11 protein-coding genes and 1 riboswitch are annotated in these 13,257 nt (G+C 62.2%); all 11 genes read right to left on the bottom strand.

Annotation, left to right across the window (positions count from 1 at the left end; translation table 11 throughout):
• Window positions 1-163: 163 nt before the first annotated feature.
• Complete coding sequence (locus HF916_RS47890) at window positions 164-1,327, bottom strand: TraB/GumN family protein (RefSeq protein WP_168795495.1); 1,164 nt, start codon at window positions 1,325-1,327, stop codon at window positions 164-166.
• Window positions 1,320-2,339 (bottom strand): peptide ABC transporter ATP-binding protein, encoded by a 1,020-nt coding sequence (locus HF916_RS47895; protein WP_168795496.1) that lies wholly within the window; start codon window positions 2,337-2,339, stop codon window positions 1,320-1,322. The genes HF916_RS47890 and HF916_RS47895 overlap by 8 nt, the downstream gene beginning before the upstream one ends.
• On the bottom strand, window positions 2,336-3,340 hold the full coding sequence (locus HF916_RS47900; RefSeq protein WP_168795497.1) for an ABC transporter ATP-binding protein: 1,005 nt from the start codon (window positions 3,338-3,340) through the stop codon (window positions 2,336-2,338). Before HF916_RS47900 ends, HF916_RS47895 begins: the two co-directional genes overlap by 4 nt.
• Entirely contained in the window at window positions 3,341-4,258 is a 918-nt protein-coding gene (locus tag HF916_RS47905; RefSeq protein ID WP_168795498.1) for an ABC transporter permease subunit, read from the bottom strand.
• Between the two features lie 7 nt (window positions 4,259-4,265).
• Complete coding sequence (locus HF916_RS47910) at window positions 4,266-5,276, bottom strand: ABC transporter permease subunit (RefSeq protein WP_168795499.1); 1,011 nt, start codon at window positions 5,274-5,276, stop codon at window positions 4,266-4,268.
• Between the two features lie 139 nt (window positions 5,277-5,415).
• Window positions 5,416-7,044 (bottom strand): ABC transporter substrate-binding protein, encoded by a 1,629-nt coding sequence (locus HF916_RS47915; RefSeq protein WP_168795500.1) that lies wholly within the window; start codon window positions 7,042-7,044, stop codon window positions 5,416-5,418.
• Window positions 7,045-7,238: 194 nt separating this feature from the next.
• Entirely contained in the window at window positions 7,239-8,882 is a 1,644-nt protein-coding gene (locus tag HF916_RS47920) for an ABC transporter substrate-binding protein (protein ID WP_168795501.1), read from the bottom strand.
• A gap of 319 nt (window positions 8,883-9,201) precedes the next feature.
• Window positions 9,202-10,032 (bottom strand): methylenetetrahydrofolate reductase [NAD(P)H], encoded by an 831-nt coding sequence (metF, locus tag HF916_RS47925; protein ID WP_168795502.1) that lies wholly within the window; start codon window positions 10,030-10,032, stop codon window positions 9,202-9,204.
• An 11-nt stretch (window positions 10,033-10,043) separates the two neighbouring features.
• Window positions 10,044-10,397 (bottom strand): phage holin family protein, encoded by a 354-nt coding sequence (locus HF916_RS47930; RefSeq protein ID WP_168795503.1) that lies wholly within the window; start codon window positions 10,395-10,397, stop codon window positions 10,044-10,046.
• 130 nt (window positions 10,398-10,527) lie between these two features.
• A complete protein-coding gene (gene ahcY, locus HF916_RS47935; RefSeq protein ID WP_168795504.1) occupies window positions 10,528-11,949 on the bottom strand; it encodes an adenosylhomocysteinase in 1,422 nt (473 codons plus the stop codon).
• A 33-nt stretch (window positions 11,950-11,982) separates the two neighbouring features.
• A riboswitch (S-adenosyl-L-homocysteine riboswitch) is annotated at window positions 11,983-12,119 on the bottom strand.
• Between the two features lie 125 nt (window positions 12,120-12,244).
• Entirely contained in the window at window positions 12,245-13,021 is a 777-nt protein-coding gene (locus HF916_RS47940; protein WP_168795505.1) for a glycosyltransferase family 2 protein, read from the bottom strand.
• Window positions 13,022-13,257: the final 236 nt, after the last annotated feature.

Raw genomic sequence — 13,257 nt, forward strand, 5'->3', positions numbered from 1 at the left:
CATGCTGGGAGCCGCTATGGCTGCGTGTGCCGCGAGCAGTTTGCGGCATACGTGTACGTCGGACTGGGTGCTTCAGATACCGGTTCCTATGGTGGCCGAACGGCCTATCCGGTTTAGGACGTTTGAGTCGTTGCGGTTGTTTCGTGTTCGGTTCTGATGAACCTCACCCCGCCTCCACCACAAACCCGTGCTGCCGCAAAAGCTGCAGCACGCCCTTGCGGCCACCCAGATGCAACGCGCCGATCGCCACGAAAACCGGCTTGTTCGGCGCGGCAATCATCAGCATCCGCGAAACGAAGCGCCGGTTGCGGTCATAGACGATCTTGTTGTCGATCGAATCGGAAATGCGCTTGTCGCGGGCCAGTTTTTCGGATTTCGCGACCTGCCAGGCGGCGATCGCATCCGCATCGCCCACGCGCCACAGCCGATGCAAGGTCCGCACGTCCGCGACATTTTCCGCCGGCGTCTGCACCAGATCCTGCGCCAGCATCTCGCGCTGCTGCGCGAGCGTCAGCCCCGTGAACGCACGCATCTGCTGCGACAAGGTCTCCAGACCGACGATCTTGCCGCGCGTGCGCAGATACACGTTCTGCAGTTGCGCTTCCGAGCCGTACTCGGTCTGCAGGCCGGCACTCAGCGAATCGTAGGTTTCGACCAGCAACGAAGCGAGCCACGGTCGCATCTTCTTGATGGCGTCGAGTGCCGCCGGGTTGCCGTGCAGCCGGAAGGCGAGCTTGTGCCACAAAGGCTCGGGCAGCAATCCCGGCAGACAGTCGCGTCGGCAGACGCCGTACTTCGAGACGTCGTCTTGTGAAACCAGCAGTTCGTCGGGTGAGAGTTCGAGCGCCAGCGTCGGCGAGGCGACAAGTGCGCCGAGGATCGGGGCGCGGAAAGGCTGATCGGCGGGGTAGTCGGCGGGATCTCCGACATGCAGTGTGCCCAGCACGTAGATGGTGGTCGTGCCGCGTGTCGCGACATAGAACGGCATGCGCGCCGGCTGCGCGCGCACCGGGCCGCTCGCCGTGGTGCCCGGCAACGCAGGCGGTGAAGCGGGCGGCGGATTGGAGCCCGGCAAGCTGGCGCGTGGCGGAGCCGGCATGTTAGGCACCGGCAGCGCCGGACGCCCCGCCTGCGCGGGCGCATTGGCGGCCGCCCCGGCGGCATGCGCGACGCCGAACTGCCCCATGCCCAGATGAAATACGGAACAAACGCCGAAGAGCGCGGCACCAGCCAGTGCACGCGCCCTCCAGCGCCGCGTTGAAGCGGCGTTCAAGCCGCCGTCACGCAAGCGGCGCGTAAGACGACGCGCCGCCAACCCATCAGGCATCCACGTCCCCCACCTCCTCGGCGCGGTGACACGACACCTGGCGGCCATCCACTTCACGCAGCTTCGGTTCTTCGCTGCGGCAGCGGTCGATCACGTACGGGCAGCGCTGATGAAACGTGCAACCCGACGGCGGATTCAGCGGCGAAGGCATTTCGCCTTGCAGCTTGATCTTGATCGTGCGATCCGCCTCGAAGATCGAAGGTGTGGCCGACATCAGCGCGCGCGTGTACGGATGACGCGGCTTCGAGAAAATCTGCGTCTTGTCGCCGAGTTCCGCCACGCCGCCGAAGTACATCACCATCACATCGTCGGCGATATGCTCTACCACCGAGAGGTTGTGCGAGATGAACACGTAGCTGGTCTTGAACTGCTCCTGCAGATCCATGAACAGATTCAGAATCTGCGCCTGGATCGACACGTCGAGCGCCGATACGGGTTCGTCGGCGACCACGATCTGCGGGTCGAGAATCATCGCGCGCGCAATCGCCACGCGCTGCCGCTGACCGCCGGAGAACATATGCGGATAGCGCTTCGCATGCTCCGGACGCAGGCCGACCGTGCGCATCATCTGCGCGATCCGTTCGGCGCGCTCGCTCGCGCTCAGTTGCGTGTTGATCGCGAGCGGTTCGCCGAGCGTCTGCTCGACGGTCTTGCGCGGATTCAGTGAGGCAAACGGGTTCTGGAACACCATCTGCACCCGCCGCCGCAGCGCCGCGATCTTCGCGTGATCGGCGCCGGCCACGTCTTCACCGTCGATCAGCAAACGGCCCGCGGTGGGCGCTTCGATCATGGTGAGTTGACGAGCAAGCGTCGATTTGCCGCAGCCGGATTCGCCGACCACCGCCAGCGTCTTGCCGCGATCGAGCGCGAACGAAACCCCGTTGAGCGCCTTCACGGTGCCGGACGCGAACATGCCGCGCTTGACCGTGTAGTAGCGCGCCAGTTGCTCCGCGACCAGCACGTGGTCGCCCGCATGGTCCGACTGGCGCCGCGTTTCGAGTACTGCGTTCATCGTGCGCCTCCATGGGTGTGAACGTTGGCGTCGCCGCTCAGGTTCAAAGGTTTGATGCAGCGCACGCGCGCCACTTCAGCGTGACCTTGCATCGGCGCGAGCGCGGGCCGCGCTTTCATGCAGTCGTCGACGACGTACTTGCAGCGCGGCGCGAACAGACAGCCTTTGGGACGATCGTCTCGACCCGGCACCATGCCCGGCAATGCAGCGAGCCGCACGGCGCCGACATTGTGCTCGGGAATCGCCGCCAGCAACGCTTCCGTATACGGATGATGCGGCGCGGCGAAAATGTCCGGCACTTTGTTCGTTTCGATCACTTCGCCAGCGTACATGACCGCGACGCGTTGCGCGACCTCGGACACCACCGCCAGATCGTGCGAGATCAGCACGAGCGCCATGCCGCGATCCTTCTGCAGCTTGATCAGCAGTTCCATGATCTGCGCCTGGATCGTCACGTCGAGCGCGGTGGTCGGTTCGTCGGCGATCAGCAGCTTCGGGTTGCAGGCAATCGCCATGGCGATCATCACGCGCTGGTTCATGCCGCCCGACATCTGATGCGGAAACGAGCCGATGCGGCCTTTCGGGTCGGGAATGCCGACCTGATCCAGCAGTTCCAAAGCGCGTTTGTCCAACGCGCCGCCGCGCAAGCCTTCATGCAGCTTCAGCACTTCCTTGATCTGATAGCCGACGGTATAACTCGGGTTCAGACTGGTGAGCGCGTCCTGGAACACCATCGCGATGTCTTTGCCGATGACCTTGCGGCGTTCCTTCGCCGATGCCTTCAGCAGGTTCTTGCCGTTGAAGGTGATTTCGTCGGCCGTCACTTTGCCCGGCGCGTCGATCAGGCCCATCAGCGCCATCATCGTCACGCTCTTGCCCGAGCCCGATTCGCCGACCACGCCGACCACTTCGCCGGGCGCGACATCGAGGTTGATCCGGTCGACCGCGGGCAGGCCGTTGAAGTTCACCGCCAGATTGCGGATGGTCAATAAGCTAGTCATTTAGGCCATCCTTTTCAGTTTGGGATCGAGTGCGTCGCGCAGCCCGTCGCCGAGCAGATTGATCGCGAGCACCGAGATCAGGATGGACAGACCCGGCATGGTGACGATCCACCAGGCGCTGTCGATGTAGTCGCGCGCCGAGGCCAGCATCGCGCCCCACTCCGCCGACGGCGGTTGCACGCCGAGGCCGAGAAAGCCGAGTGCCGCGGCGTCGAGAATCGCCGACGAAAAACCCAAGGTGGCCTGCACGATCAGCGGTGCGGTGCAGTTCGGCAGCACTTGCGAGAACATCAAGCGCATAGTGCCGGCGCCCGCCACGCGTGAAGCCGTCACGTACTCTTTCTGCAACTCGCCCTGCGCCGATGCGCGCGTCAAACGCACATAGCCCGGCAAGGCGACGATCGCGATCGCGAGCATCGTGTTGACGAGACCCGGACCGATGATCGCCACCACCGCGACGGCAAGCAGCAGCGACGGCAATGCGAGCAGCACGTCCATGATGCGCATGATCGGCGTGTCGGCCCACTTCTCGAAGAATGCCGCGATCAGACCGAGCACGACGCCCGGAATCAGCGCGAGCACCACCGAGACGAAGCCGATCCAGAACGACAGCCGCGCGCCGTACATCAGACGCGAGAGGATGTCGCGGCCCGCTTCGTCGGTACCGAGAATGAACTTCCAGTTGCCGCCTTCGATCCATGCGGGCGGAATCTTCACGAAATCGCGGTATTGCTCGATCGGGCTGTGCGGCGCGATCAACGGCGCAAAGATCGCGACGAAGACGATGACCAGCACGATGATGCCCGCGCTGACTGCGCCACGGTTACGCGAGAAATTCGCCCAGAATTCACGGGCGGCGATGGCGCGGCCACTCGGAGGAGTGACCGACTGGGGGACTGTATTTTGAATGTCTGCCATTTTCAGCTCACCTCGTATGGCGGATGCGCGGATTCAGCACGCCGTACAACAAATCGACGACGAGGTTCACGACGATCACCAGCGTGGCAATCATCAGGATACCGCCCTGCACCACCGGATAGTCGCGCCGGCCAATCGCGTCGATCAGCCACTTGCCGATACCCGGCCACGAGAACAACGTCTCGGTAAGCACTGCGCCTGCCAGCAGCGTGCCGACTTGCAAGCCGATCACCGTGACCACCGGAATCAGCGCATTGCGCAACGCATGCACGACGATCACGCGTCCCGGCGACAAGCCCTTCGCGCGCGCGGTGCGGATGTAGTCCTCGCGCAGCACTTCGAGCATCGACGAGCGCGTCATGCGCGCGACGACCGCCAGCGGAATCGTGCCGAGCACGATGGCCGGCAGGATCAGATGGCTGAGCGCGGATTTGAAGGCGCCTTCGTCGGTGGACATCATCGCGTCGATCAGCATGAAGCCGGTCACGTGCGGAATGTCGTATTCGACCGCGATGCGGCCGGACACCGGCGTCCAGCCGAGCTTCACGGAGAACACCATGATGAGGATCAAGCCCCACCAGAAGATCGGCATCGAGTAGCCGGTCAGGGCCGTGCCCATCACGCCGTGATCGACCACCGTGCCGCGCCGCAACGCGGCGAACACGCCCGCCGGCAAGCCGACGATCAGCGCGAACGCCATCGCGCAGATCGACAGTTCGACGGTCGCGGGAAAGCGTGCGAGGAATTCGCCCATCACGCTGGTGTTGGTGATGATCGAGGTGCCGAGGTCGCCGTGCACCGCGCGCCCGATGTAATGGACGTACTGCATCGGCAGGGATTCGTCGAGCCCGAGCCGGTGCATTGCCGCGGCGTGCATGGCGGGATCGACGCCGCGCTCGCCCATCATCACTTCGATGGGGTCGCCCGGTATCAGGTGAATCAGCGCAAACGCGAGGATCGTGATGCCGATGAAGGTCGGAATCACCATGCCGATGCGGCGCAAAACAAAGCGGAACATGGTTTTGTCCCTATGGTCTTGGTGAAGAAAAAACGCAACCGGCGACGAGGGCTCGTGACCCCGGTCGCCGGACCATTTCGACCAGTTTTCTAACCGTGCGAAAAGCGTACTGCGCGAATTTTACGAATTGCTTGCCGAATTACTTGACGCTGACGCCGTCGAAACGCGCATAGCCGAGCGGTTCGATGCGCATATCCACCACCTTCTTGCTGACAGGCTGGTACACGGTGGAGTGAGCGATCGGCGAGAACGGCAGTTGCTGCGCGAAGATCTGTTGCGCCTGCATGTAAGCCGTCGTGCGCGCGCCCAGATCGGACGTGACACGGCCCTTCTGGATCAGCTCGTCAAACGGCTTGTAGCACCACTTCGAGAAGTTGTTGCCGTTCACCGCTTCGCAGCCGAGCAGCGTGCCGAGCCAGTTGTCCGGATCGCCGTTGTCGCCGGTCCAGCCGATCAGCATCGTGTCGTCCTCACCTGCGTGAGCGCGCTTGATGTACTCGCCCCACTCATACGTGACGATCTTCGCCTTCACGCCGATCTTGGCCCAATCGGCCTGGATCATTTCCGCCATCAGACGGGCGTTCGGGTTGTACGCGCGCTGCACCGGCATCGCCCACAGCGTGATGTCGAAGCCGTTCGCATAGCCGGCCTTCGCCAGCAAGGCCTTGGCCTTCTCCGTATCGTAGGACGCGCTCTTCAGGTTCTTGTCGTACGACCATTGGGTCGGCGGCATCGGATTCGTGGCAGCCTGGCCTGCGCCCTGGTACACCGAGTCGATGATCGCCTTCTTGTTGATCGCCAGGTCGAGCGCCTGACGCACTTCGACCTTGTCGACCGGCTTGTGCGTCACGTTGTACGCGAGGTAGCCGAGGTTGAAGCCCGGTTGCGACGGCATCGCGATGTTCGCTTCAGCCTTCAGCGGCGCGATGTCGGCCGGACGCGGATAGCTCATCACCTGGCATTCGTCGCGCTTGATCTTCTGCACGCGCACGCCGGCGTCCGGCGTGATCGAGAAGATCAGCTTGGAGATCTTCACCGTGTTCGGCTTCCAGTAATCCGGATTGCCGTCGAAGCGGATCGTCGCGTCTTTCGTGTAGCTGCGGAAGATGAACGGGCCCGTGCCGACCGGCAACTGGTTGATGTCGGCGGCCTTGCCGGCTTTCATCAACTGGTCGCCGTATTCACCCGAGAGGATCGACGCGTATTCCATCGCCAGATTCTGGATGAACGGCGCGTTGACTTCCTTCAGCGTGAACTTGACCGTGTACGGGTCGACCTTTTCGACGCCAGTGATCAGCTTGTCGAGGCCCATATCCGTGAAGTACGGGAACTGGACCGGGTAAGCCTTATGAAAGGCCGAGTTCGCATCCAGCATGCGCTGGAACGTGAACACGACGTCGTCCGCGTTGAATTCGCGCGTCGGCTTGAAGAACGACGTGGTCTGGAACTTCACGCCATGACGCAGATGGAACGTGTAGGTCTTGCCGTCCGCGGACACATCCCACTTTTCGGCGAGGCCCGGCTCGACCTTGGTGCCGCCGCGCTCGAATTCGACGAGGCGGTTGTAGACGGTGAACGTATTAGCAGTGAAATCGGTGCCCGTGGTGTATTGGGCCGGATCAAAACCCGCGGGACTGCCTTCTGAGCAGTAGACCAGGGTTTTATTCGGGATCTCGGCGCGCGCGACACTTGCGCCCACCATCGATGCCGCTGCAGCTGCGACGAGCGTCGTAACACGCGCGGCGCGCAACAGGTTGTTTTGCTTCATGTTTCCTCCAGGTTCGTGGCCGGCTCCCGCCAGCGTAGCGCGATATTACTTGAGCTTGGCTCGCAGCACCAAGCGGAGGAAATCCCCCATGTTGACGATCGGAAACCATTCGGGCATAAGGGCAGCCGCACGCCGGCGCTGGCCGGAGCATGCGGCTTTAGAAGCTCGTCTCAGCAAAAAACGGCCCGCCGCCCTTATTTCAGACCCACGTTCATGAATTGCGTCGGGCCGAACGGGTCGATCTTGAACCCCGTGACGTTCTTGCTGATCGGCTGATAGACCGTGGAGTGGGCGATTGGTGTGAACGGCACCTGATCCTTGAAGATCTCCTGCGCTTCCGTGTAAGCCTTGGTGCGCTCAGACATTTCTGTCGTGCCACGGCCCTTTCTGATCAGATCGTCATAGGGTTTGTAGCACCATTTGGAAAAGTTACTGCCGTTGACCGCGTCGCAACCCAGCAATACGCCGAGCCAGTTATCCGGATCACCATAATCGCCGGTCCAGCCAATCAGCATGGCTTCATGCTCGCCGGAATGCCCACGGCGAATATATTCGCCCCATTCGTACGTGGCGATCTTCACCTTGACGCCGATCTTCGCCCAATCGGATTGCAGCATTTCCGCCATCAGCCGCGCGTTCGGGTTATAAGGCCGTTGAACCGGCATGGCCCACAGCGTCAGGTCGAAACCGTCCGGATAACCCGCCTGTTTCAGCAGCGCTTTGGCTTTTTCCGTGTCGTACGGAGCGTCCTTCAGATTCTTGTCGTAGCCCCACTGCGTGGGCGGCATGGGGTTGGTCGCCGCCTGGCCGGCGCCCTGATACACCGACTCGATAATCGCTTTCTTATTGATCGACATATCGAGCGCGCGGCGCACCAACACGTTGTCGAGGGGCTTCTTGGTGGTGTTGTACGCGATATAGCCGAGGTTGAAACCCACCTCGTTCGGCATGACGAGCGACGCATCGGTTTTCACCGTCGGCACATCGGCGGGACGTGGATACGACATCACCTGGCATTCACCGCGTTTCAGTTTTTGCAAACGCACGGCCGGATCGACGGTAATCGCGAATATCAGCTTGCTGACTTTGACAACGCCCGGCTTCCAGTAATCGGGATTACCGTCGAAGCGAATCGTGTCGTCCTTCGTATAGCTGCGGAAAATGAACGGGCCGGTGCCGACCGGATATTGATTGATATCCGACGCTTTACCTGCTTTCAATAACTGATCGGCGTATTCGGCCGAGAGAATCGACGCGAACGGCATCGCGATCTGTTGTAAAAATGGTGCGTCGACTTCCTTCAACGTGAACGTGACTGTGTACGGATCGACCTTTTCGACCTTCGCGATGTTCTTGGCGAGGCCCAGATCGGTGAAATACGGGAACGGCACCGAGTACGCCTTGCGGAACGGCTGCTCCGGATCGAGCATGCGCTGATACGTGAAGACGACGTCGTCCGCGTTAAATTCGCGCGTCGGCTTGAAAAACGACGTGGTCTGGAATTTCACGCCGTGGCGCAAATGAAACGTATAGGTCAGCCCGTCCGGCGACACGTCCCATTTTTCGGCGAGGCCCGGTTCGATATCCGTGCTGCCATGCGCAAACTCGATCAGCCGGTTGTAGACCGTATACGACCCCGCGCTGAACTCGACGCTGGTGGTGTATTGCGCACTGTCGAAGCCCGCCGGACTGCCTTCGGAGCAGAACACGAGGGTCTTGTCGGGCAGCTTGGCCGCGTCGGCGGCAGCGGGCGAAAGGCCGGCGCTCAGAACCGCGCACGCGCTCAGCGCTGGAAGGCAGGTCTGGCGAACTGCAAACAGCAACTTGGATACCGTCATCACGTTCTCCGCACAGCAGCCACGTCAGCTGCGCTTTGATCATAGACAGCACAAAAATCGGGTTCAATCCGGGCTTACGCGCCGCAAGCTTCACTCGGGCTGGCGCGTTTGTTGCGATGCAGCAGTCGTTGCGGCAGATTTCGCGCGTCGGAATCGTCGTTCCTGCTTCATTCACCCGCGGCTCGCGCGGCAGCCACGTAGCATTCGCGTGCAAGCCGCGGCGCCCATTCCGCGCCATTCGTGGCACCCACTCACCGCGCGAAAAAAACCGCGCGACCGAATGAGCCGCGCGGTTTCGTCTCAACAACGTGGTTTGGCCTTAAGTGCCCAGCCGTTCGCAGATCGCCTTGGTCGCCGCGGCGCCGTTCAGCGTGTAGAAGTGCAGGCCCGGCACTTTGGCGTCGATCAGACGCCCGCACAGGTCCGTCACCACATCCAGCCCGAATGCGCGAATCGACTCGCGATCGTCGCCGAAACTTTCCAGCCGGCGCGCGATCCAGCGCGGCACTTCAGCGCCGCACATCTCCGAGAAACGCATCAGTTGCGAGAAGTTCGTGATCGGCATGATGCCCGGCACGATCGGCACATCCACGCCGAGCTTCCTTGCGTCGTCGACGAAACGGAAGTAGGCGTCCGCGTTGAAGAAGTACTGCGTGATTGCCGAATTGGCGCCGGCCTTCACCTTGCGGGCGAAGTTGTCCAGATCGTGACGCGGCGAGCGCGACTGCGGATGGTATTCCGGATAGCCGGCCACCTCGATCCAGAACCAGTCGCCGAACTCGGCGCGGATAAAGCTCACCAGTTCCGACGCGTAGCGCAACTCGCCGACCTCGCCCATGCCGGACGGCAAATCGCCGCGCAGCGCGACGATATGGCGGATGCCATGCGCGCGGTACTCGTTGAGAATCGCGCGCAGGCTCTCTTTCGACGAGCCGATGCACGACACGTGCGGCGCCGCGTCGAGCCCGTCCTTCGCCATATCGACGACGGTATCGAGCGTGCCCTGTTGCGTCGAGCCGCCGGCGCCGAACGTGACGGACACGAACTTGGGCTTGAGCGTGGCGAGCTGGGCGCGCGTGGCGCGCAGCTTGTCGACGCCTTCCTGCGTTTTCGGCGGGAAGAATTCGAATGAAAGTTCGATCGGGTTCATGATTCAGTAAATCAACCGAGACTGCGGTTGCCGAAAATAAGCGCGGACAGCAGCCAGGAAACGATGCTGTACAGAATCGAGCCGAAGAACGCCGACCAGAAACCCGACACTTCGAAGCCCTTCAGCAGCGACGCGCACAGCCAGAAGCACAGCGCATTGACTACCAGAATGAAGACTCCGAGCGTGAGAATCGTGACGGGGAGCGTCAGCAGGATCAGCACCGGCCGCAGGATCGTGTTGATCAACCCGAGCACCACCGCGACGATCAATGCGGTGCCGAAACTGCGGATATGAATCGACGGAACGAGGTAGGTGATGATCAGGAGCGCAAGCGCGTTGATCAGCCAGGTCAGCAGCAAGGTCATGTAGAGCTCCTTTGGCAGGATGTCCTATAACGGGAAAAAGCGCGAAACGAGGCGGTCCTGGCGGACAAAGCGGCGCATGATGCGCCGCCCTGTCGTCAAACTGTCATGCGGTCAAACCGCCGCGACGCGCTTAATAGCGGTAGTGGTTCGGCTTGAACGGACCGTTCTTGTCGACGCCAATGTAGCCGGCCTGATCGTCCGACAGCACGGTCAGGTTCACGCCGATGCGCGCCAGATGCAGGCGTGCGACCTTCTCGTCCAGATGCTTCGGCAGCACGTACACCTTGTTCTCGTACTTCTCGCCTTGCGTGAACAGTTCGATCTGCGCGAGCGTCTGGTTCGTGAACGAGTTCGACATTACGAACGACGGGTGGCCCGTCGCGCAACCCAGGTTCACGAGGCGGCCTTCAGCCAGCAGGATCACGCGTTTGCCGTCCGGGAAAATGATGTGGTCGACTTGCGGCTTGATGTTGTCCCACTCGTACTGACGGGTCGACGCAACGTCGATTTCCGAGTCGAAGTGACCGATGTTGCAGACGATCGCGTTGTTGCGCATCGCCTTCATATGGTCGTGGCCGATCACGTGGTAGTTGCCGGTTGCCGTCACGAAGATGTCGGCCTTGTCCGCCGCGTACTCCATCGTCACGACACGGTAGCCTTCCATCGCCGCCTGCAGTGCGCAGATCGGATCGATTTCGGTGACCCACACGGTCGCGCCCAGACCGCGCAGCGATTGCGCGCAGCCCTTGCCCACGTCGCCGTAACCGGCGACCACCGCGATCTTGCCCGCGATCATCACGTCGGTCGCGCGCTTGATACCGTCGACCAGCGACTCACGGCAGCCGTACAGGTTGTCGAACTTCGACTTGGTTACCGAGTCGTTGACGTTGATCGCCGGGAACGGCAGGCGGCCTTCTTTTTCCATCTGATACAGACGGTGCACGCCGGTCGTGGTTTCTTCCGTCACGCCCTGAATGTGCGCGAGGCGCGTGGAGTACCACGTCGGGTCCGCGTCGAGGTGCGAAGCGATCGACTTGTACAGCGCGACTTCTTCCTCGTTGGTCGGCTTCGAGATCACCGAGCGGTCTTTTTCAGCCTTCGAGCCGAGGATGAGCAGCAACGTGGCGTCGCCGCCGTCGTCGAGGATCATGTTGGCGAATTCGCCGTTCGGCCATTCGAAAATGCGGTGCGAGAATTCCCAGTACTCGTCGAGCGATTCGCCCTTGAACGCGAACACCGGCGTGCCGGCCTTGGCGATTGCCGCAGCGGCGTGATCTTGCGTCGAGAAGATGTTGCACGAGGCCCAGCGCACGTCCGCGCCGAGCGCGGTCAGCGTCTCGATCAGCACGCCGGTCTGGATCGTCATGTGCAGCGAACCTGCGACGCGCGCACCCTTCAGCGGCTGCTGCGCCTTGTACTCTTCGCGCGTTTGCACGAGACCGGGCATTTCCGTCTCGGCGATGTTGAGTTCCTTGCGGCCCCAGTCGGCAAGCGACATGTCGGCAACAACGAAGTCCTGGGAATTTTTGGAATCGATAACTGCGGCGTTCATCACGCCCTCCTTTCTAAGAAATTGACTAGAAATTTGACGTGAGCGCGGTTCGATGCGGTGGATAGGACAGCGCTATGCGCATCCGAGCCCTCCGATTGAAGTCTCCGAGCCTGGCGGGCGGCCGGCGAATAGGCTGATTCGCGGTACCCGTCGCAACGCTCCTCGAAGACGAACGGCGATTGTAGCAAAACGAGATGGCTTCGGGGCGCGGATCCGGTTTCAGGCTACGCGGGTTTCGTGTGCTTCGTGCGTGTGCGCAGCCGCCGCGATGGGCGCCTGGCAGGGGTAGCGCGGCCTACGACGCGGCGGCCTCGGCCGTCACGTTCGCCGTGCGCAATTGCGCGATGCCGGTGCGCGCGGTGTCGAGGAACTGTCTGGAAACGCGGAACGCTTCGGCGACATCGGCGGGATCCGGAATCTGAAGTCCGAGTGCGACGCGGAAGTAGCGTTCGGCGTGAATGCCCGCGTGGTAATGCATGCGCACGCGCTTCACGTCACTCAGCCGTGGGTTGCCGAATACATCGCGCAGCGCCCACGAAAACGCGCCGTCTTCGCCGCCGATACGGCGAAACGCATCGTCCATCGGAAAGCCGCCGAGCGCGAAATAAACCGCCCGGCGAATGAACAGGCCGCTCGGGACCGTATTGCTGAGCGTCGCAGCATGCGCGGCGAAGTCAGGGTGAGCCGTGAGGTCGCGCGGAAAATCCGCGTACTCGACGTCGAGCCGCACGGACGCTTCCTTGGGGTTTTGCGCGAGGAATGCGCTCGCGGCGGCGAGGGCGCCGGGCAGATATTCGTCGTCGGCGTCAAGGAAGGCGATCAGGTCGTGCGACGCATGCATCGCGCCCCAGTTGCGCGCTCGCGCCGCGCCGCCGTTGTACGGCATCCGCAGCAGACCCACGCGCGCGTCGAGGCGACCGCATTGCGCCACGATGTCCGCGGAGGTATCGGCCGAGCCGTCGTCCACCACGATGATCTGCGTGGCTTCAGGCTGGATCCGGCAACTTTGCAAAGCACGCGCGAGCGTCGCTGCGCCGTTGTAGCAGGGAATGATGATCGAAATGGGCGTCATGATGAACGGGCGCGATGGGCAGTTCGGCGGTGGAGATCCTCTGATGTTATTCCGCTTGCGGCTGAGCGCATCTTGAAATCGGTGCGGCGTGCTCAGATCGGTAGCTGGCTCAGCATCTGCGCTAGCCACGGCATGCGTCGCGTGAAACCGTGCCGAAGACGGCGGCCGCAACCACAACGCGCACCGTAACGCCGACTGCCAGCGCCGTCCCAACGGCTACCCGCAACATAAACACG

The sequence above is a fragment of the Paraburkholderia aromaticivorans genome, assembly GCF_012689525.1.
GTDB classification, from domain to species: Bacteria; Pseudomonadota; Gammaproteobacteria; order Burkholderiales; family Burkholderiaceae; genus Paraburkholderia; species Paraburkholderia aromaticivorans_A.